The 20,162-nt window shown below is 67.8% G+C and carries 21 protein-coding genes, 1 tRNA gene and 1 pseudogene; 6 read left to right on the top strand and 17 right to left on the bottom strand.

Translation table 11 applies throughout. From position 1 onward, the window contains the following. Window positions 1-193 precede the first annotated feature (193 nt). The 5 genes from CEF10_RS10100 to purC form a co-directional block, all read right to left on the bottom strand. Entirely contained in the window at window positions 194-1,528 is a 1,335-nt protein-coding gene (locus CEF10_RS10100) for a sigma-54-dependent transcriptional regulator (RefSeq protein ID WP_101068048.1), read from the bottom strand. A 6-nt stretch (window positions 1,529-1,534) separates the two neighbouring features. Beyond that, a complete protein-coding gene (locus tag CEF10_RS10095) occupies window positions 1,535-3,262 on the bottom strand; it encodes a sensor histidine kinase (RefSeq protein WP_198586175.1) in 1,728 nt (575 codons plus the stop codon). Window positions 3,263-3,337: 75 nt separating this feature from the next. Next, window positions 3,338-4,006, bottom strand: a complete 669-nt coding sequence (purQ, locus tag CEF10_RS10090; RefSeq protein ID WP_101068046.1) for a phosphoribosylformylglycinamidine synthase subunit PurQ — start codon at window positions 4,004-4,006, stop codon at window positions 3,338-3,340. Continuing rightward, the gene (gene purS, locus CEF10_RS10085; protein ID WP_101068045.1) at window positions 4,006-4,245 is read right to left on the bottom strand and encodes a phosphoribosylformylglycinamidine synthase subunit PurS; all 240 of its coding nucleotides are present in this window, start codon (window positions 4,243-4,245) and stop codon (window positions 4,006-4,008) included. The genes purQ and purS overlap by 1 nt, the downstream gene beginning before the upstream one ends. A gap of 42 nt (window positions 4,246-4,287) precedes the next feature. Beyond that, window positions 4,288-5,049 carry a phosphoribosylaminoimidazolesuccinocarboxamide synthase gene (gene purC / locus CEF10_RS10080; protein WP_101068044.1) on the bottom strand — a complete coding sequence of 254 codons (762 nt, stop codon included), beginning with the start codon at window positions 5,047-5,049 and terminating at the stop codon, window positions 4,288-4,290. Between the two features lie 157 nt (window positions 5,050-5,206). Here purC and CEF10_RS10075 point away from each other — a divergent pair, with 157 nt between their 5' ends. Then, window positions 5,207-5,521 carry a DUF1476 domain-containing protein gene (locus CEF10_RS10075; protein WP_101068043.1) on the top strand — a complete coding sequence of 105 codons (315 nt, stop codon included), beginning with the start codon at window positions 5,207-5,209 and terminating at the stop codon, window positions 5,519-5,521. A gap of 91 nt (window positions 5,522-5,612) precedes the next feature. Further along, a complete protein-coding gene (bmt, locus tag CEF10_RS10070; protein WP_101068042.1) occupies window positions 5,613-6,632 on the top strand; it encodes a betaine--homocysteine S-methyltransferase in 1,020 nt (339 codons plus the stop codon). A 93-nt stretch (window positions 6,633-6,725) separates the two neighbouring features. Here the strand turns inward: bmt and CEF10_RS10065 are convergent, their stop codons facing one another. Continuing rightward, window positions 6,726-7,826, bottom strand: coding sequence for a PA0069 family radical SAM protein (locus CEF10_RS10065; RefSeq protein WP_101068082.1), 1,101 nt, complete (start codon window positions 7,824-7,826; stop codon window positions 6,726-6,728). Window positions 7,827-8,037: 211 nt separating this feature from the next. On the opposite strand from CEF10_RS10065, the gene CEF10_RS10060 reads away from it, so the two are divergent. Both CEF10_RS10060 and CEF10_RS10055 read left to right on the top strand, forming a co-directional pair. Continuing rightward, complete coding sequence (locus tag CEF10_RS10060) at window positions 8,038-8,742, top strand: corrinoid protein (RefSeq protein ID WP_101068041.1); 705 nt, start codon at window positions 8,038-8,040, stop codon at window positions 8,740-8,742. Between the two features lie 69 nt (window positions 8,743-8,811). Continuing rightward, window positions 8,812-9,465, top strand: a complete 654-nt coding sequence (locus tag CEF10_RS10055) for a DUF1638 domain-containing protein (protein ID WP_101068040.1) — start codon at window positions 8,812-8,814, stop codon at window positions 9,463-9,465. Between the two features lie 61 nt (window positions 9,466-9,526). Here the strand turns inward: CEF10_RS10055 and CEF10_RS10050 are convergent, their stop codons facing one another. After that, a complete protein-coding gene (locus CEF10_RS10050) occupies window positions 9,527-9,937 on the bottom strand; it encodes a SufE family protein (RefSeq protein WP_101068039.1) in 411 nt (136 codons plus the stop codon). 130 nt (window positions 9,938-10,067) lie between these two features. Here CEF10_RS10050 and CEF10_RS10045 point away from each other — a divergent pair, with 130 nt between their 5' ends. Next, window positions 10,068-10,586, top strand: coding sequence for a hypothetical protein (locus CEF10_RS10045; RefSeq protein ID WP_101068038.1), 519 nt, complete (start codon window positions 10,068-10,070; stop codon window positions 10,584-10,586). Between the two features lie 12 nt (window positions 10,587-10,598). Here CEF10_RS10045 and rnd read toward each other — a convergent pair whose 3' ends face one another. From rnd to purM, 3 genes are all read right to left on the bottom strand, one after another. Further along, window positions 10,599-11,756 carry a ribonuclease D gene (rnd, locus tag CEF10_RS10040; RefSeq protein ID WP_101068037.1) on the bottom strand — a complete coding sequence of 386 codons (1,158 nt, stop codon included), beginning with the start codon at window positions 11,754-11,756 and terminating at the stop codon, window positions 10,599-10,601. Between the two features lie 79 nt (window positions 11,757-11,835). Beyond that, the gene (purN, locus tag CEF10_RS10035) at window positions 11,836-12,429 is read right to left on the bottom strand and encodes a phosphoribosylglycinamide formyltransferase (protein ID WP_101068036.1); all 594 of its coding nucleotides are present in this window, start codon (window positions 12,427-12,429) and stop codon (window positions 11,836-11,838) included. Beyond that, window positions 12,426-13,475: a phosphoribosylformylglycinamidine cyclo-ligase gene (gene purM / locus CEF10_RS10030; protein ID WP_101068035.1), complete on the bottom strand. Its 1,050-nt coding sequence runs from the start codon at window positions 13,473-13,475 to the stop codon at window positions 12,426-12,428. Before purM ends, purN begins: the two co-directional genes overlap by 4 nt. A 108-nt stretch (window positions 13,476-13,583) precedes the next feature. Here purM and CEF10_RS10025 point away from each other — a divergent pair. Next, window positions 13,584-13,660 (top strand) — tRNA-Ile (locus tag CEF10_RS10025). Between the two features lie 906 nt (window positions 13,661-14,566). Here the strand turns inward: CEF10_RS10025 and CEF10_RS10020 are convergent. From CEF10_RS10020 to CEF10_RS09995, 7 genes and pseudogenes are all read right to left on the bottom strand, one after another. Next, window positions 14,567-15,373 (bottom strand): carbohydrate ABC transporter permease, encoded by an 807-nt coding sequence (locus CEF10_RS10020; protein WP_101068034.1) that lies wholly within the window; start codon window positions 15,371-15,373, stop codon window positions 14,567-14,569. Continuing rightward, window positions 15,370-16,284 carry a carbohydrate ABC transporter permease gene (locus tag CEF10_RS10015; protein WP_101068033.1) on the bottom strand — a complete coding sequence of 305 codons (915 nt, stop codon included), beginning with the start codon at window positions 16,282-16,284 and terminating at the stop codon, window positions 15,370-15,372. Before CEF10_RS10015 ends, CEF10_RS10020 begins: the two co-directional genes overlap by 4 nt. A 65-nt stretch (window positions 16,285-16,349) precedes the next feature. Then, complete coding sequence (locus CEF10_RS10010; RefSeq protein ID WP_101068032.1) at window positions 16,350-17,612, bottom strand: ABC transporter substrate-binding protein; 1,263 nt, start codon at window positions 17,610-17,612, stop codon at window positions 16,350-16,352. Between the two features lie 13 nt (window positions 17,613-17,625). After that, window positions 17,626-17,997, bottom strand: a complete 372-nt coding sequence (locus CEF10_RS17445) for a TOBE domain-containing protein (protein WP_332870148.1) — start codon at window positions 17,995-17,997, stop codon at window positions 17,626-17,628. A 249-nt stretch (window positions 17,998-18,246) separates the two neighbouring features. Then, window positions 18,247-18,702: pseudogene (locus CEF10_RS17440) on the bottom strand (ABC transporter ATP-binding protein); the annotation flags it as partial. A 14-nt stretch (window positions 18,703-18,716) separates the two neighbouring features. Next, window positions 18,717-19,487, bottom strand: a complete 771-nt coding sequence (locus CEF10_RS10000) for a DeoR/GlpR family DNA-binding transcription regulator (protein ID WP_101068031.1) — start codon at window positions 19,485-19,487, stop codon at window positions 18,717-18,719. 319 nt (window positions 19,488-19,806) lie between these two features. Beyond that, entirely contained in the window at window positions 19,807-20,121 is a 315-nt protein-coding gene (locus CEF10_RS09995) for a hypothetical protein (RefSeq protein ID WP_101068030.1), read from the bottom strand. Between the last annotated feature and the right edge of the window lie 41 nt (window positions 20,122-20,162).

Here is a 20,162-nt window from a genome sequence, read left to right as displayed (position 1 = left end):
TTCCTGCAAAACGTCCGAAACAGCGAAACTCTTGGCGGGCGCCGCGCACCCTTTGCCTTGCTGTTACAATAAAGCGTCCCGCGCGGCGATTACAATGGGGAAAATTCCCGCCATATCCGTCGCATGGCATGCGGCCCGCATCACGGCTGCAGCCCGTACCGCGCGGCACGTCCGGCCGGGCCCGTCTTGCAACTCACATGTAGTCGCCGCGCTGAAGGCCGTATTTGGCCATTTTCTCGTTCAGCGTGCGCCGCGGCAGGCACAGCTCGTCCATCACCGCGGCGATCGATCCCTTGTGGCGGCGCATGGTGTTGTCGATCAGCATGCGTTCGAAGGCTTCCACGTATTCCTTCAGCGGCTTGCCCTCGGTGGTCATCACCGGCTGCATCTCCTGATGGTCGGACATCAGCAGCGACGCGATGGTCCCCGAGCCGCGGCGCGATTGCAGGACAGCCTGTTCCGCGACGTTGATGAGCTGGCGCACGTTGCCCGGCCACGGCGCCTGCAGCAGCTGCGCCGCCTCCTGGGCATCGACCTGCGGCGCGGCACAGCCGTAATCCTCGGCGAACTGGTCGGCGAAACGGGTGAACAGCGTCAGGATATCCTCGCCGCGGCTGCGCAGCGGCGGCACCGTGATGCGCAGGCTGGCAAGGCGGTAGAACAGGTTGGGGCGCAGCGCGTCCTCGATGCTGCGGCCCTCGTCCTGCATGTTGCAGATGGCCACGATGCGGGTTTCGGGCGGCGTGCCCTCATCGTTGAGGAAGGTCAGCAGCCGCGCCTGCATGGCGTCGCTGAGCGCCTCTATGTCCTCGAGCACCAGCGTGCCGCCGCGCGCCTCCTCCACGGCGGGAATCTGGCTTTCCTCGGGGTTCATCGGCCCGAACAGCCGCTTTGACAGCGCCTCCTCTTCCATCGCGGCACAGGACAGCAGCACGAACTTGCGCCCGGCACGCGCGCCGACGGCGTGCAGTGCATGGGCCACCAGCGTCTTGCCGGTGCCGGTCTCTCCGTCGATCAGCACATGGCCATCGGCCTGGCCGAGGTCGAGAATGTCCTCCTTCAGCCGCTCCATGACCGGGCTGACGCCGATCAGCTTGTTCATGAGCTGGCTGCCGTCGCTCAGTTCGCGGCGCAGGGCGCGGTTGTCCAGCGTCAGCCGGCGGGCGTTGGTTGCCTTCTTCGCCAGTTCGTTCATGCGCTCGGGGTTGAACGGCTTCTCGAGGAAGTCGTAGGCGCCGAGCCGCATCGCCTCGACGGCCATCGGCACGTCGCCGTGGCCGGTGATCATGATGACCGGCAGGCTTGAATCGGTGCCCATCAGCTTCTTGAGGAACTTCATGCCGCCCATCCCGGGCATCTTGATGTCGGTGACCACGATGCCGGGATAATCCGGCCCCAGCACCTTGAGCGCGTCCTCGGCACTGGCGAAGGATTCGGTATCGTAGCCCGACAGCGCCAGCCACTGGCTGATCGACTGGCGCATGTCGCGTTCGTCGTCGATGATCGCGATCTTCATGGCGTTGGGCATGTCCCGTCACTCCGCTGCACGCGTTTCTCCTTCCGGCAAGATAGGCAGTTGAACCTCGAATACAGCCCCCCCGCCCGGCGCATTGCGGGCGGTCAGCCGGCCGCCGAGATCGTTCACGATGCCCGACGAGATGGCAAGGCCCAGGCCGACCCCCTGCCCCGGCTGCTTCGTGGTGTAGAACGGCTCGAACAGGTTCTCGAGATCCTCGATGCCCGGGCCGTTGTCGCGCACCGTCAGCACCGCGGTGTCGCCGGCGGCCAGCAGGATGTCGATCTGCGCGTCCTCGACCGACTGCGTGGCATCCATCGCGTTGCGCAGAAGGTTGATCATGACCTGCTCGATTCGCACCCGATCGGCCATGACCATCACGGGCGCCTCGGGCAGCGACCGGTTGATCCGCACCTGCCGCTGGCGCAGTTGGGGTTCCATCATCGCCAGCGCCGAGGCCAGCGCATCGGCCATGTTCACGGGCTCGAAATCCTCGCCGCCCTGCCGGGCATAGGACTTGAGCTGCCGCGTGATCGCGCCCATGCGCTCCAGCAGACCGTCGATGCGCTGGAAGGACGACAGCGCCTCGTCGGGGCGATTGCGCGACAGCAGCAGACGCGCGCCGGCAAGGTAGGTCTTCATCGCCGCCAGCGGCTGGTTCAGCTCGTGGCTCACGGCCGCCGACATTTCACCCAGCGCGGCCAGCTTGGAACTTTGCGCCAGCGTCTGCTCGGCCACGGCGAGGTTTTCCTGCACCCGTTCGCGCTCGGCAATTTCCCGCTGCAAGCGCGCGTTCAATGCGCGAAGCTCTGCCGACTCGCGCTGGAAAAGCGCCATGCGCAGCGCCGTCTTGCGGTTGAGCATCCAGAAGGCCAGCGCGAGGAGAATCGCGAACCCCATGATCTCGAGCGCCAGCACGCCGTTCACCTTGTCGCGAACGCTGGCGTAGGTGGTGAAGCTGGCGATGCGCCAGCCGCGAAAGCCCACGCGCCCCTCCACGCGCATCACCGCCTCGCCGCGGACATAGGCATCGGCCGGCAGCGCCGTCCAGTCGGCGGTGGCCTGGATCGCGCGCTGGATGGCGCTGTCGACCGGCTCGTGCTTGAGCGCCTCGGACTCGGTCAACCCGCGCCAGCGCGGCTCGGTCGCGAGGATGATGCGGCCCTCGCTGTCCGTCACCAGCACGGCGTCGGAAATGCCCGCCCAGGCGCGTTCGTATTTGCCCAGGTCGACCTCGGCGACGATGACACCGGCCACACCGCTCTGGCTTTCGACCTTGCGGGCGTAGTAGAAGTTGTAACCCCCCGCTTCCTGCTGCAGAACCTTGAAAACCGTGTCCTTGGACCGCAGGGCATCCACGAAATAAGAGGCCTGGCGGTGCGATTCACCGAGCGACTTCCGATCGGTGGAGGCCACCGTGCGCCCGTCCTTGTCCAGCAGGGACAGCGACTTCGCGCCGATCTCGTCGAGATAGGACATCAGCCGCTGGGTGGACTTCGAGTAATCGCCGGAATTGAGCGCGCCGATCAGGGCCGGATCGCGGGCCAGAAGCTGCGGCACGATGGTGTTCTGCCGAAGTTCGCTGAGCAGGTTGCCCGCGTAGAGCACGAGGCGCAGCTCGGCGCGGTTGCGGGTGGTTTCGGTGAACCGGTCGGTCAGCAGTCGGTTGGTGACATAGACGGTGACGACAGCCAGCAGCACGAGGCCGAGAAACGCCAGCCGCGTGCGCCAGGTGGTCGTGCGCATGCGCCTGAGCGGAGCCTTGGCCGGTCTGTCTTCCATTGGCGCAGTTTACGTGGCGCGTCGCGGCGCCTCAAGCGGTCAGGCGGGAACGACCTGCGCGACAAGGCCCTCGAACAGCGCCGCACCGTCGGTGCCGCCGTGCAGCGGCTCGGCCATGCGTTCGGGGTGGGGCATCATCCCCAGAACCCGGCGGTTTTGCGACAGGATGCCGGCGATGTCGTCGACCGACCCGTTCGGGTTGTCGACATAGCGAAAGGCGACGCGGTCGTCGCCGCGCAGCCTGTCCAGAGTGTCCGGGTCGGCGAAGTAGTTTCCGTCATGGTGCGCGATCGGCACCGTGATCGTGCTGCCCGGCGCATAGCCGGCGGTGTAGGGGCTGTCGGCGGTCTCGACCCGAAGCGCCACGGCCTTGCAGATGTATTTCAGGCCCGCGTTGCGCAGCAGGACGCCGGGCAGCAGCCCGGTTTCGGTCAGCACCTGGAAACCGTTGCAGATACCCAGCGCGTAACCCCCGCGGTCGGCATGTGCCACGACGGACCGGCAGATCGGGGAATTCGCCGCTATGGCCCCGCAGCGCAGGTAGTCGCCGAAGGAAAACCCGCCAGGGATGGCCACAAGGTCGGTGCCTTCGGGCAACGCCGTGTCCTTGTGCCAGACCATCGAGACGCGCGCGCCGGCGCGCTCCAGCGCCACCGCCAGGTCGCGGTCGCAGTTGGAGCCGGGAAAGACGAGGACGGCGGCGTGCATCAGCCCACCTCCACCGCGTAGCTCTCGATCACCGTGTTTGCGAGCAGCTTCTCGCACATCTCGTTGACCTTGGCGCGCGCGGCTTCGGGGTCCGTCTCGTCCAGGTCAAGCTCGATCACCTTGCCCTGGCGCACGCCCTCGACGCCCTCGAAGCCGAGGCTGCCAAGCGCGTGGCGCACGGCCTCGCCCTGCGGATCCAGAACACCGTCCTTCAGCATCACCTGCACGCGTGCCTTCATCTTCTATCCTTCCCAAAGAAGCCCGCGGACCCTTCGCCGGGCTCAGTTGATCAGCGTCGGGCGCGCCACCTGCGTGTTGCCCTTGGGCATCAGCCCGAGGCGCGAGGCGACCTCGGTGTAGGCGTCCGTCAGGTTGCCCAGGTCGCGGCGGAACACGTCCTTGTCGAGCTTGCGGCCGGTCTCGATGTCCCACAGCCGGCAGCTGTCGGGGCTGATCTCGTCTGCCACGATCAGGCGCTGGTAGTCGCCGTCGTAGACGCGGCCCACCTCGATCTTGAAGTCCACCAGCCGGATTCCCACGCCGAACATCACGCCCGACATGAAATCGTTGACGCGCAGCGCGAGGCTGAGGATGTCGTCCAGGTCCTGCTGGCTGGCCCAGCCGAAGGCAGCGATATGCTCCTCGGTGACCAGCGGGTCGCCCAGATCGTCGTTCTTCAGGCAATACTCCACGATCGGCCGGGGCAGCTGCGTGCCCTCTTCGAGCCCCAGCCGCCGGGCCATCGACCCCGCGGCATAGTTGCGCACGATGACCTCGAGCGGCACGATCTCGCAGGCGCGCACGAGCTGTTCGCGCATGTTGATGCGCCGGATGAAATGTGTCGGCACGCCGATGTTGTTCAGCCCCGTCATGAAGTATTCCGAGAGCATGTTGTTGAGCACGCCCTTGCCCTCGATCACGTCCTTCTTCTCGGCGTTGAAGGCCGTCGCGTCGTCCTTGAAATACTGCACCACGGTGCCCGGCTCGGGCCCTTCGTAGAGCGTCTTCGCCTTGCCTTCGTAGATCTTCTTGCGCCGTGCCATGGCCACTCCTCGCTGCCGCGGGGCGAGTCCCCGCAGGCGTTGCGCCCTGATAGTCCATGGGCGCCAAGGTCGCAAGACGGCGCGCGGGGTCTTGCCCTCGAAGCCGCGGGGCGTCATATCTGTGCCGACTTCAACGCATGCCCCGGGGAGCCGACCCATGACCACATTCGACGACCGCGAGACAGCCTTCGAAAACAAGTTCGCCCACGACCAGGAGATGCAGTTCAGGGCCGAGGCGCGCTGCAACAAGCTTCTGGGCCTCTGGGCGGCCGAGATGCTGGGCAAGACCGGCGAGGACGCGCAGACCTACGCCGCCTCGGTCGTGAAGGCCGACTTCGAGGAAGCCGGCCACGAGGACGTGGTCCGCAAGGTGGCGGGCGACCTGGGCGACAAGGCCACCCCGGAAGAGATCCGCGCCAAGCGCGCCGAGCTTCTTGCCGTCGCCAAGGGACAGATCGCCGAGGAACACTGAGCCCGGGGCGCGCCCGCGCCGCCACGGACGCCCCGTCGCGTCCCCGCAGGGGGACGCCCCCGAAACCAGGCCGACCGCCGCGGGAGGCAAGATGACCGATGCTTTGTCCCGGATGCTGGGCCGGCGCGAGTGGCTCCTCGCCGACGGCGCCACGGGCACCAACCTGTTCAACATGGGGCTGGAATCGGGCGATGCGCCCGAGCTGTGGAACGACCGGCACCCGGACCGGATCCGCCGGCTCTACGCCTCGGCGGTGGAGGCGGGCAGCGACCTGTTCCTGACGAACTCCTTCGGCGGCAACGCCGCCCGGCTCAAGCTGCACGATGCGCAGGACCGCGCGCGCGAACTGTCCCGCATCGCCGCCGAGCTGGGCCGCGACGTGGCCGACACCTCCGGCCGCGAGGTCGTCGTCGCCGGCTCCGTCGGCCCCACGGGCGAAATCATGGCGCCGATGGGCCAATTGACCCACGAGCTGGCGGTCGAGATCTTCCACGAGCAGGCCGACGGCCTGAAGGAGGGCGGCGCCGATGTGCTCTGGCTGGAAACCATCTCGGCGCCCGAGGAGTACAAGGCCGCCGCCGAGGCCTTCCGGCTGGCCGGCATGCCGTGGTGCGGCACCATGAGCTTCGACACCGCGGGGCGCACGATGATGGGACTGACCTCGGCTGACATGGTGACGATGGTCGACGGCCTCGAATACCCGCCGCTGGCCTTCGGCGCCAACTGCGGCGTGGGCGCCTCGGACCTGTTGCGCACCGTCCTGGGGTTCGTCGCGCAGGGCCCGGAACTGCCGGTCATCGCCAAGGGCAATGCCGGCATCCCGAAATACGAGCACGGCCACATCCACTACGACGGCACGCCCGATCTCATGGCCGAGTACGCCGTGCTGGCACGCGACGCGGGCGCGACCATCATCGGCGGCTGCTGCGGAACCATGCCCGAGCACTTGGCGAAGATGCACGAGGCGCTGGAGACCAGGCCGCGGGGGCCACGCCCGACACTGGAACAGATCACCGAGGCGCTCGGGCCGTTCTCCTCGGCCGCCGACGGCACCGGCGAGGGAGAGGAGCCGACACCGCGGCGCGGCCGCGGGCGGCGGCGCCGGGGCTGACCCGCGGGGGCCGTCGCACCCGTCCCGGCGGCCGGCCCCGGCCGCGCCGGGACGATGAGTATTTGGGGCAAGATGAAGACGGGCCGCGGCCCCTCAGCCGCCGCACGTCGCGAACAGGTCGGGCTGATCGGGATCGCGCGGTGGCGGGCGGAACAGGTCGCAGCGCAACGCGGGCTGCGGCGCGTCGAGCCCCAGCCGCCGCGCCGCGACCCGGAAGCGCTGCGCGATCATCTCCGCGTGCGGCCCCTGCCCGCGCATCCGGCGGCCCCACCGGGCATCGTAATCCTTGCTGCCGTGCATGTCCCGCACCAGCCCCATAACCCGGCCCGCACGATCCGGGCAATGCTCTGCCAGCCATTCGCGGAACAGCGGCGCGACCTCGCGCGGCAGGCGCAGCATGATCCAGCTGGCCGCCGCGGCACCGGCATCCCGGGCGGCGTACAGCAGCGCCTCGACCTCGTGATCCGTCAGCCCGGGAATCACCGGGGACGTCATCGCCCGCACGGGCACGCCGGCCTGCGCGAGCGCCCGGATCGTCGCCAGCCGACGGGCCGGGCCGGGCGCGCGCGGCTCCAGCCGCCGGGCGAGGCCGGCGTCCAGCGTCGTCAGCGAGATGCCCACACGCGCCAACCCCCGCGCGGCCATGCGTGACAGGATGTCAAGATCGCGCTCCACCAGCGCGCCCTTGGTGACGATGGCCACGGGGTGGCGGGCGTATTCCAGAACCTCCAGGCAGGCGCGGGTGACGCGCCATGCCTCCTCCACCGGCTGGTAGGGATCCGTGTTGGTGCCGATGGCGATGGGCGCCACGCGGTATCCCGGCGCAGCGAGTTCACGCCGCAAGGTGTCCGCGATGCCGGGCCGCGCGATCAGGCGGGTTTCGAAATCCAGCCCGGCCGAGAGGCCCAGCCACGCGTGGGTGGGCCGCGCGAAACAGTAGATGCAGCCATGTTCGCAGCCGCGGTACGGGTTGACCGAGCGGTCGAAGGGCAGATCGGGCGAGCGGTTGTAGGTGATCGCGCGACGGGGCCGTTCGGCGCGCGCCTCGGTCCGCAGGAGCGTCCGGCCCGCGCCCGCCGGATCCCCCGCCGCATCGGGTTGTCGCGCGTGGCGTTCGAAGCGCCCCGCGTCGTTGCTGCACGCGGCACGGCCCGGGGTTCTGAGCGCGGGATCGATGCGAGGGGCTTGCGTCATCCGCCCCACGATGGAACATTTGGCGAACATTTGCAATAAATGCCGCTGCGGCATGGAAACTTCCGCCGGGCCACCGCCACAAATCCGCGTGACAGGTCGGTCGCGGGATCGGCCATGTCGCAATCCGAACAGTCCCGCTGCGACAAATTGACGAAACGTGAGGCCGGAACAACGCGCGCGACCGCGCCACAAGAGCCGGGGAAAACACGCCATGTCGGAAGAAGAAGACGACATCATCCTTTCGGAACTGGACGACGAGGAACTCGTCCAACAGATGTTCGACGACCTCTACGACGGTCTCAAGGACGAGATCGACGAGGGCGTGAACATCCTGCTCGAACGCGGCTGGGCCCCCTACAGGATTCTCACCGAGGCGCTGGTGGGCGGCATGACGGTCGTGGGCCAGGATTTCCGGGACGGCATCCTGTTCGTTCCCGAGGTGCTTCTGGCGGCCAACGCGATGAAATCGGGGATGAACATCCTCAAGCCGCTTCTGGCCGAAACCGGCGCGCCGCGCGTGGGCAAGATGGTGATCGGCACCGTCAAGGGCGACATCCACGACATCGGCAAGAACCTCGTGTCGATGATGATGGAGGGTGCCGGCTTCGAGGTCGTGGACATCGGCATCAACAACCCGGTCGAGAACTACCTCGAGGCGCTGGAGACCGAACAGCCCGACATCCTGGGCATGTCGGCCCTGCTGACGACCACGATGCCCTACATGAAGGTCGTGATCGACACGATGGTCGAACAGGGCGTGCGCGATGATTACATCGTTCTCGTGGGGGGCGCGCCGCTGAACGAGGAGTTCGGCAAGGCCATCGGCGCCGACGCCTACTGCCGCGATGCGGCCGTCGCGGTGGAAACCGCCAAGGATTTCGTGTCGCGCAAGCACAACCAGGGCGCCACGGGCTGACCGGTCCGCCCCGCGACCGGACAGACGGCCCGCCCCTGTCGCGGGCCGTTTGCTTTTTGGGAGGACGCGATGACGGATCAACTGCCACAGGATGACACCTTGACCGAAACCGGCCTCGACGCGCGGGGCGCCGGGCGTATCCTGCTGATCGCCTGCGGGGCGCTTGCGCGAGAGATCCTTGCGCTCAAGCAGGCCAATGGCTGGGACCACATGGACCTGACCTGCCTGCCGGCCAAGCTGCACCTGTTCCCCGACCGGATCACGCCGGCGGTGGCCGAGGCCGTGGAAGCCAACCGGGCGGATTACGACCGGATCTTCGTCGTCTACGCCGACTGCGGCACCGGCGGGGAGCTGGCGCGCAAGTGCGCCGAGCTCGGCGTCGAGATGGTGGAAGGCCCTCATTGCTATGCCTTCTTCGAGGGCAACGCCGCCTTCGCCGAGCGCGCCGACGAGGAAATGACGGCATTCTACCTCACGGATTTCCTCGTCAGGCAGTTCGACGCCTTCGTCTGGAAACCGATGGGGCTGGACCGCCACCCGGAGCTGCGCGACATGCTGTTCGGCAATTACACCAAGCTGGTCTACCAGGCGCAGACGGATGACCCGGCCCTGACGGAGAAGGCCCGCGCGTGTGCCGAGCGCCTCGGCCTCGCGTTCGAACGCCGCTTCACCGGCTACGGCGACCTTGCCACCGCCCTTGAAGAACAATCGGCAAGATATTGATTTTGAATATTTTCATCTAGCGGCAGACGACGGCAAGGTGTGATGCCCGCGCCGTTGCTGCTCAGGCCGCCTCGGCGCCGACCTGCCGGATCCGCTCGACCATCGCGCGCAGGCCGTTCGAGCGCTGCGACGACAGGTGATCGTGCAGCGCCAGCCGCGCGAGTTCGCCTTCCGCGTCGATCTTCGGCACCTGGTCCACCGGCGTGCCGTTGTAGAGCGCGCGCAACACTGCGATCAGGCCGCGCACGATCATCGCGTCGCTGTCGCCATAGAAGGAGAACACGCCGTTCTCGACGTGCGGGTGCAACCAGACCTGGCTGGCGCAGCCCTCGACCTTCGTGGCGGGCACTTTCAGCGCGTCGTCCAGCGGCTCCATCGCCTTGCCGCGGTCGATGACGTAGCGATACCGGTCCTCCCAGTCCTCGAGGAACTCGAAGTCCGCAACGATTTCTTCGAAGGCGTCGCTTGCCATGCGTGCATTCTCCCCTGTCTTCCGCACAGGTAAGACGCCTGCCGCCGAAGGTCCAGTCCGCGCTTGCATCTTTCCGTCCGCGGCGTGATAGGGTACGCAGACACCAGACAATCCGGAAAAGGCGGCTGCGATGCGGTTTCTGCTCACCCTGTTCACGATCTCGGCGCTGGCCCTGGCCGGCTGTTCCAGCCTGCGCGATTCCCGCGTGAACCCGGCCAACTGGTTCGGCAAGAGCAAGTCCGAACCCCGCGCCGAGCAGACGGAACAGGCCGGAAATCCCCTGATCCCCGAGAACGAGGGCGAGGGGGTGTTCAGCCTGATGGGCGACAAGGACCATGAAGGAACCCCCGTCGCGCAGGTCACGGGCCTCGAGATCAAGCAGGTCAGCGGCGGCGCGATCGTGCGCGTGCAGGGCATCACCCGCCGGCAGGGGGCGCATGACGTGCGCCTGGCCTCGCCCACCGAAGGCGAGCCGGTTGACGGCGTGCTGACCCTGCGCCTGGAGGCCGCCCAGCCCGAGGACACCGCGATCGGCCCCGAGCGCACGCGCGTCGTGAATGCCGCGCGCTTCATTCCCGAACGGGAACTGCGCCGCACCCGCAGCGTGCGGGTGATCGCCGAAACCAACGTGCGCACATCCCGCCGCTGAGGCGGGGGCGCGTCACAGCGGCACCGTTTCCACCGAGTTGCCCTGGACCGCGAGCGCGATCTCGCCGTCGCACAGCCGCAGCGCCTCTGACCCGAAAACCTCGCGCCGCCAGCCGCTGAGCGCCGGCACGTCGCGCGCGCCCGACGCGATGGCATCGAGATCGGCCGCGCTGGCGATCAGCTTGGACGCGACGCCGTAGCTTTCGGTGCGCGCCTTGAGCAGCACGCGCAGCAGGTCCGCCAGCGCGGGGTTGACCTGCGGCTTGTCGCGGGCCTTGTCGGGGCGCGGCAACTCGGCCTCGGGGCAGTCCAGCCCGGCCTTCACCGCAGCGATGATGCCGTCCGCGATCTCGCCCTTGCGCGCCTCGCGCAGAAGCAGCCGCGACCGGCCCAGGTCCTGGGCGCTTTGCGGTTTCGTCGCGGCCAGTTCGACCAGCGCGTCGTCCTTGAACACCCGGTTGCGGGGGATGTTGCGCGACTGCGCGTAGCCTTCGCGGAACCGCGCCAGTTCGCGCACGATCGCAAGGAACCGCGGCGAAGTGTTGCGCGTCTTGACACGCTTCCACGCCTGGCCGGGCCGGGTGATGTAGGTTTCGGGATCGGTCAGCGCCTCGATCTCCTCGGCGACCCATTTGTCGCGGCCCGTGCGGGCCAGTTCCGCGGCAAGATATTCATAAATCTGGCGCAGGTGCGTCACGTCGGCCAGCGCGTATTTCTTCTGCGCCTCCGACAAAGGCCGGCGCGACCAGTCGGTGAATCGCGACGTCTTGTCGAGCGACGCGCGCGCCACCTTGCGCACCAGTGTCTCGTAACCCACCTGCTCGCCGAAGCCGCAGACCATCGCGGCCACCTGCGTGTCGAACAGCGGCCGCGGGATCAGGCCGCCGTCGACGTGAAAGATCTCGAGGTCCTGACGGGCCGCGTGAAAGACCTTCACCACCGACTCGTCACGAAACAGATCGTAGAGCGGGTCGAGCGCGAGGTCGCCCGCGATGGGATCCACCAGAACGGCGGTGTCCTCGCCCTTACCGGGCATCGCAAGCTGGATCAGGCAAAGCTGCGCGTAATAGGTCCGCTCTCGCAGGAACTCGGTGTCCACGGTGACGTAGTCGTGCCCGCGCGCGTCCTCGCAGAATCGGGCAAGTTCCTCGGTCGTGGTGATGGTCTTCATGCAGGGGTCCCGGCTTCGATCTGTCGCGCGTTGACGGCCACCTATAGGACAGCCGCAGCCGAATGGAAATGCCGGACTGTCAGCCCAGGTTCACCGGCGTCCGGTCGCCGGACGCGAAGCGGCGCAGCACCGCGGGGTAAAGGCGGTGTTCCATCTCCAGCACGCGGGCCGCAAGGCTGTCAGGCGTGTCGCCCGGTTTCACCGGCACCCGCGCCTGGCCCAGCACCGGCCCGGCGTCGAGGTCGGCCGTCACCTCGTGCACGCTGCATCCCGCCTCGGCGTCGCCGGCGTTCAGCGCGCGGGCGTGCGTGTCGAGCCCCGGGTATTTCGGCAGCAGGGAGGGATGGATGTTCAGCATCCGCCCCTGCCAGCGCCGCACGAACCCTTCGGTCAGGATGCGCATGAACCCGGCGAGGCAGATGATCTCGGCGCCCGCCTGCACCAGCACGGCGTGAAGTTCGGCCTCGAAGGCCGCGCGATCGCCCTTGAACGGCCGGTGATCGACCACCGCCGTGGGGATGCCCCGCGCCCTTGCCTTCTGCAGACCGCCGGCCCCCGGGACGTTGGACAGCACCAGGCAGGGCCGCGCCGGGTGGTCACCCGTCATGCTGTCAGCCAGAGCCACCATGTTCGAGCCGCCGCCGGAAATCAGGATCGCGACGCGCACGCTCACCCCAGCGTCCCGGTGTAGGTCACGCCCTCGCCTTCGGTGACCCGCCCGAGGGGGACGACCGCCTCGCCCGCCTCGTCCAGCAGGGTGCTGACGGCCTCGGCGCGCCCGGGGTCCACCGCCAGCACCATGCCGACGCCGCAGTTGAAGGTGCGCAGCATCTCGTCCGGCGCGATGCCGCCCTGCCCGGCCAGCCAGCCGAACACGCCCGGCAAGGTCCAGGCGTCGAGGTCCACCGTGGCCCCGCAGCCCGCGGGCAGGACACGGGGGATGTTCTCGGTCAGACCGCCGCCGGTGATATGGGCTAGCCCGTGCACGCCGCCCGCGGCGACGGCCGCCAGCGCCGGGCGCACGTAAAGCCGTGTCGGCGCAAGGATCGCGGCGCCCAGCGTTTCCCCCTGCCCCCAGGGGCTGGGATCCTCCCAGCCAAGTCCAGCCAGCTCCGCCAGCTTGCGCACGAGGCTCAGGCCGTTGGAATGCACGCCGTCGCTGGCCAGCCCCAGCAGCACGTCGCCGGCCGCCACCCCTTCGGGCAGCGCCGTGCCGCGTTCCATCGCGCCCACGGCAAAGCCGGCAAGGTCGAAATCGCCGGCGGCATACATCCCCGGCATCTCGGCCGTCTCGCCGCCGATCAGCGCGCAGCCGGCGCGCGCGCAGCCCTCGGCGATGCCTTCGATGACCCGTGCCGCGGCCTCGGTCTCCAGCTTGCCGGTGGCAAAGTAGTCGAGGAAAAACAAAGGCTCCGCGCCCTGGCAGACCAGATCGTTGACGCACATGGCGACAAGGTCGACGCCCACCCCGTCAAGATGGCCGGTATCGATGGCCACCCGCAGCTTGGTGCCCACGCCGTCGGTCGCCGCCACCAGCACCGGATCGTGGTAACCGGCCGCCTTCGGATCGAACAGCGCGCCGAAACCACCCAGCCCGGCCATGACGCCCGGCCGCTCGGTGCGCCTGGCGGCGGGCTTGAGGCGGTCGACCAGGTCGTTTCCGGCGGCGATGTCCACGCCCGCGTCGGCGTAGGTGATGCCGTTCCTGCCTTCGCTCATCGCCAGTCTCCCTCGGTGATCGCGAAAGCAGTTAGCCCATCACCCCCGCCCACGCAATCGCAAAGCCTTGACGCCCCGGCGCGCCCCGCCTACCACCCGGTGCAGGTCGGGCCTGTAGCTCAATTGGTTAGAGCAGAGCGCTCATAACGCTTTGGTTGGGGGTTCGAGTCCCTCCGGGCCTACCATTCATTTCACGTGTCAAGCATGTCGCCCCATTCGGCGGAATGGTTCCTTGAACCACATTCACGCCGCAAACACCCCCTCGACGCACTCAGGTTGCGTGCCGGCTCGTGTATCCTCCTTGGTATTTGCCCGATCCTGTCGTCTCCAATTGGCGTTCGACGCGCCGTGACGGCAGACTTGACGCCGTGGCCACGGTCGCATGCACGACACCGCCCGGCCAACGCGGTTTCCCGCAAGTTGCCGGCATACATGCCACTCCGGGCAAAGTCTGTCGGGACGCCGGGGCGGCTCAAGCGGTCTTTCCCGGCGGCCCACGCCAAGCCCCAGTTGGATGACCGGCGCGTTCTGTCCGGCATGATCTTCAACAACCGGAATGTCCCGCGCTGGCGTGACACGTCGAAGCGCGCGTTGCCCTCACGCGCCCCTATGCAACCGCTGGAAGCCGAGGGGACAGAAGGGCGTGTTCGCCCGGATCCTGACGGGGCTGGCCACCGGGAATGCGGCAGGGGAAAACCGTCACGATCGACGCGACCTGCCTCCAGCCCCACGGCACGGCGACCAGACGGCCGCGCAAAGGCACAAGGGGGCGGCAACTGGGCCGTGACGGCCATCCGCGCGCCGGAACAGATTCAGGCCAGCGCGCGCCGTTTCGATTTCGCGGCCCGGGACGAGCGCAGCCCGGGGCCGCCAGAGAGGACGAATAGCAGACCCCTGCCATCTCCGCACCGTGGCCGGCCCATTCGTCGCAGGCCGCCGTTTGCCGCGCCTTGTCGTGCCGGGACTTTCCGAGCGGGTCGTGGACGCGTGTCCTGGTGCTAAAGCGGCCGGTCGCAGGCCGGTTGCCGGGCCGGACCCTGCGACTACGCCCGCTCGGCAGGCCGGGTGCCGACGCCCCGGCAGGCGCGGTCCTACTTGATACCCGCGCGCAGGAAGGCCTGCACGAACTGCCGCTGGAAAACCAGGAACGCGGCAAGCAACGGCAGGATCACCATCACCGTGGCCGCCGAGATCACCGAGATGTCCACACCGTTTTCCGGCGCGCCGAAGATCGACAGGCCCACGGTCACCGGCCGTGTGGTTTCCGAGTTCGTGACCACCAGCGGCCACAGGAAGTTGTTCCAGTGCGTCGCGACGGACACCAGGGCGTAGGCAAGATAGGTCGGACGCGCCGCCGGCACGTAGACGCGCCAGAGCACGCCCAGCAGGCTGCACCCCTCCACGCGCGCCATCTCGTCAAGCTCCTTCGGCACGGATTTGAAGGCCTGGCGCATGAGGAAAATGCCGAAGGCCGAGGCCATGTAGGGCGCGCCGATGCCGATGATGCTGTCGAGCAGCCCGAGGGTCGCGGCGACCCTGTAGTTCTCCACGATCAGCACCTCGGGCAGGATGAAGAGCTGCAGCAGCACCAGCACGAAAAGCGTGTCCTTGCCGCGGAAACCGACCTGCGCGAAGGCAAACCCCGCCAGCGTGCAAAGGATGAACTGGCCGATCAGCACCGAGGTCACCAACAGGAAGGAGTTGAGGAAATAGCGCAGCCATGGCGCGCCTGACCAGGCCGTCCGGAAGTTCTCGAGCGTCAAAGGCGCGGCTAGGTTGAAGTTCACCGCGTCCGTGCTGGTGTGGAACGCCGCCCAGAAAGCGAAGACAAGCGGAGATATCCACAGCACGGCGAGGACCAGCGCAAGCCCGCTTTCGATATGGCGCCCGAGGTTCATTGATAGTGGGTCCTGCGATCGAGAACGAAGAACTGCACCGCGGCCAGCGCGCCCAGCACGGCCAGCACCAGCACCGTCATCGCGGCCGCGGCGGGGGCGTCGAAGAAGGCGAAGGCGTTTTCCCAGATGTAATAGAGGATCAGCTTGGAGGAATCGAACGGGCCGCCCTTGGTCAGGATGAAGAGGTGATCGATCAGCTTGACCGAGTTGATGAGCGCGTTGATGAGTACGAACAGGGTGGTCGGCATCAGAAGCGGCAGCACGATGCGGCGCGTGTAGGTCCAGCGGCTGGCGCCCTCGATGTCCGCCGCCTCCTTGAGGTCCGGCGGGATGGTCTGCAGCGCGGCAAGGTAGAAGATCATGAAGAAACCCGCCTCCTTCCAGATCGTCACGGCGCAGATGGCCCAGAGCGCGGTCTCGGGCTGGCCCAGCCAGTTGACGGACGGCGCGCCGAAAAGGGCGCCGATCTGGTCCAGGACGCCGAACCCCGGCGTGTAGAAGAACAGCCAGAGGTTGCCCGCGGCGATCATCGGAAGAACTGTCGGCGTGAAATAGGCGGTGCGCACGAAGCTGCGCGCGGGGATCTTCGAGTTCGCCCAGAGCGCCATCGCCAGCGCGATGACGATGGAGGCCGGAATGGTGACGGCGGCATACAGGATGTTGTTCTGCACGACCGTCCAGAAGGTGGGGTCGTCGAACAGCCGCTGGTAGTTCTCGAACCCGACGAACTCGGACGGGTTGCGGCGCGTGCCGCGCGAAAAGGCCGAGGTCCAGACCGTGGCGAGCGACGGGTAGAATGCGAAGGTGGTCAGCATGATCAGCGCGGGCGCCAGCAGCAGCCAGCCGTGTATGGCGCGGCGGCGCTGCATGAGCGCGCCGTGCGGAACCGGGTGTGCTGTCGCCTGCGCCATGACCGTCTCGTCGCGGGAAGGGGCGGCGCCGGGCTGGGCCCGGCGCCGCCGCGGGATCCATCGTCTTACTGGTAGGCGGCCAGCAGCCGCTCGGCGGCCGCCTGCGCCTCGGCCAGCGCCGCCCCGGGCGATTTCGCGCCGGTCAGCGCGGCCTGGATGGCGTTGTTCAGCCCCTCGCGCACGCGGGCCGTCTCGAAGGTCGAGAACTCGGCGACGGCGTGCCGCAGCTGGTTGCGTGCCACCAGTGCCGGCGGGAATTCCTGCGTGTATTCCTGCAGCTTCTCCGTCTCGTAGGCAGCGGGCGAAACGCCCATGTAGCCGGTCCGGATCGACCATTCCGCGGCCTGCTCGGGGGCGGTCATGAACTTGATCAGCTCAAGCGCGGCCGCGCGCTCCTCGTCGGTGGCGTCCTTGAAGATGTAGAAGTTGCCGCCACCGGTTGGCGAGCCCAGCCGTTCCTTCTTGGGCAGCATGGCGACGCCGAAGTCGAAGTCGGCGTTGTTCTTGACCGCCGTCAGGTTGCCCGTGGAGTGCCACATCATCGCCGTCTCGCCTTCGAGGAAGGCCTGCCGCAGCGTGCCCCACTCGACGGTGCCCTCGGGCATGATGCCGTGCTCGGTCGACAGCGATTTCCAGAATTCCAGCGTCTCCACGACCTCGGGGTCGTCGAAACGGGTGGTCAGCCCGTCGGCGGCCATCAGCTCCTTGCCGTTCTGGATCGCCAGCGCCTGGAACATCCAGTAGGGATACCCCGTCGACGGGATCATCAGGCCGTGGGTGTCAGCGTCGGTGAGGGCCTTGCCCATCTCGACCATCTCGTCCCAGGTGCGCGGCGCCTGCTCGGGGTCGAGCCCGGTCTCGCGGAACATGTCCTTGTTGTAGTAGGCCACGATGGTGGAGCGCTGGAACGGCACGCCCCAGGTCTTGCCCTCGATCTCGGAGTTGGCCATCAGTGCCGGGTAGAAACCGTCCAGCCATGCCTTTTCCTGCTCGGTCGCGATCACGTCCTCGAAGGGCACGATCAGGTCCTGCTCGATCAGGTCGTAGGCGTCGATCGAGAACATCACGGCCAGCTGGGCGGGGTCGCCCGAGTTGAGTGCGGACAGCGCCTTGATGCGGGTGTCATCGTAGTTGCCGGCGTAGATGGCATTGACGCTGATATCGGGGTTCTGGGCCTCGAAATCCGCCACGATCCCGTCGACCACCTGGGTGAGCGGGCCACCCACGGCGATCGGGTAATACATGGTCAGTTCGGTCTCGGCGGCGGCCGGATTGACAAACGCCGCGCTCGCGGAGAGCATGGCGACGGCAGTTGAATAGCGAAGCATTTGGCCTTCCTCTTCAGTCTTGTAGGGGTTGGGGTTGAAGTGCCTTGCGGCTATCACGGGGCGCCGTTTGGCGATGGTCCGCCCCGTAATCCTGCTGCGGGTTCTCTTTGAGCCGGCCCGTGCCGGCGTCGAAGAGAACCCGGTGTTCTTCCGGCAGGCCAAGCCCGATCTCGTCGCCCGGCTGCCACTGGGCATGGCCCGGCGCGCACAGGATCAGCCCGCGCGCGGCCGGGTGGTCGACGACCACATGCGTCTGCGCGCCCAGGTACTCGACCGCACGGACCCGCCCGGCAAGGTCCGCCTGCTGCGGCTGAACGGCCACGATGTGCTCGGGACGGATGCCGATCGTGCGCCCCGCGGCACCCAGGGCCGCGCCCTCGATCATGGCCATCGGCGGGTCGCCGACGAATTCGGCCGCGAAATCGCTGGCCGGCCGCGCGTAGAGTCCCGCGGGCGTGTCGACCTGCTCGACCCGGCCGTCGCGCATCAGCACGACCATGTCCGACAGCGACATCGCCTCTGTCTGGTCGTGGGTGACGTAGATCACGGTGAGCCCAAGCTTGCGCTGCAACGCCTTGATGTCACGCCGGACGGCGTGCCGCAGCTTGGCATCGAGGTTCGACAGCGGCTCGTCCATCAGGCACAGCGGGTGGCCCGAAACCACGGCGCGGGCCAGCGCGACGCGCTGGCGCTGCCCTCCCGACAAGGCGGCCGGCTTGCGCGTCTCGAGCCCTTCGAGCCCAAGCATCTCGACCACCTGGGCGAACTCTTCCTCGCGCTCGGCCTTGGATACCTTGCGTACCTTCATGCCGAACACGACATTCTCGCGCACGCTGAGATTGGGGAAAAGCGCGTAGGACTGGAAAACCATCGAAAGGCCGCGCCGGGACGCGGGCAGGCGCGTTACGTCGCGCCCCTGGATCTCGATCCGGCCCGCCTGAAGCTACTCCAGCCCCGAGATGAGACGCAGGAGCGTGGACTTGCCGCAGCCCGAGGGTCCGAGCACCGAGACGAAACTGCCTTCGGCCACCTCGAGCGTGACATCGGCCACGCCACCGCGTCCGTCCCAGCGGCGGCTGACACCATGCATCGCGACGAAGGGCGTCATGCGACCGCTCCGGCGTTGCCTGCCACCCTCACCCGGTCCCTGAGCGGCTCCACAAGGGCGCCGAACGGTGCGTCGGGGCGGCGGTCGAGCACGACCGCATCCGCCTCGGCGAGCGTGCCGCCCACTGCCGCCGCGCGCCGCCCGAACTTGCTGTGGTCGGCCACGAGAACCGAGGTGCGGCTGTTGGCGCGGATCTGCTCGCGCGCGCGCACCTCGGGTTCGTGGAAATCCAGAAGCGAGCCGTCGACATCGATCCCGCCCACGCCGAAAATCCCGAAGTCGGCACGGTAGGCGGAAAAGACGGAGATCGCCTCCTCGTTCAGGAAATCCCGGTCCGGCAGGCGCATCTCGCCACCGGGCAGGATGATGCGGTTGGCCGAGTTCTCGGAAAGCGCCATCGCCGCGTTGAGATTGTTGGTGATCACGGTCAGCGCCTCTTTCTCCGCAAGCGCCCGTGCCACCAGCGCGGGCGTCGTGCCGATGGAGATGAAGACGGTGGCCCCGTCGAACACCATGCCCGCGACCGTGCGGGCAATTCGCTGCTTGGCGTCGAAATTGAGCACGGAGCGTGCGGCGTATGGCATGTTGGCGCTGCCGTCGATAAACTCCGCCCCGCCGTGCAGCCGGCGCAACTTGGTTTCCTCGCAAAGGGCATTCAGATCCCGCCGCACGGTATGGGAGGACACTCCGAGTTCTTCGGCCAGAGCGTCCACCATGACCCGCCCGTCCCGCTGCGCCAATTCGAGAATCACCGACCGCCTGTCCATTTGCGCCCCCGTTTTGCTCACATGAGCAGACCACTGTGACAGGGGAATGAACGGGACGACGCGAGCGGGACGCGGCGATCGGCCGATCGTCCTTGCGGCAGCTCGGCGAAAGAAAGGTGTGCCCCCCGGCAATCCGGTCCGAGTTTGGCACGGCTCCGCCGTCCTGCCGGCGCCTGTCCGCGCACTGGCGGGCCCACTCACCCCAAGGCGAGTGGGCCCGTCCATTTGCCACCAGGTCGCCGATGACCCGATTCGGCAGTTGCCGCGAAAGGCGGGAACGCCAGCTGGATCTTTCTGCGTTCCCGCCCCTGTCGCCCGGTCAGCCGAGGATCGGCAGATCCTTGCGGTCGTTGGGGTCGAGGTCGCCCGCCGCGATCTGGTTCATGCTCTTGCGGTCATTGACGTCGAGGTCGCCGGCGATCTGGTTCATCGTCTTGCGGTCGTTGACGTCGAGGTCGCCGGCGATCTGGTTCATCGTCTTGCGGTCGTTGACGTCGAGGTCACCCGCGATCTGGTTCATGGTCTCGCGGTCGTTGACGTCGAGGTCGCCGGCGATCCGCTCGGCGGCGGGGGCGGCCAGCGATGCGGTGGCGGTGGTGGCGATGATGGCGAAGATGCTGAGTGCGGTGCGCATGGTGTCTCTCCTTTTGGCGTCCGTCTGGTGTTTCGGGTCCG

The organism is Roseovarius salinarum, assembly GCF_002834145.1.
GTDB classification, from domain to species: Bacteria; Pseudomonadota; Alphaproteobacteria; order Rhodobacterales; family Rhodobacteraceae; genus Roseovarius; species Roseovarius salinarum.
This window is presented reverse-complemented; position numbering and strand designations above follow the sequence as displayed.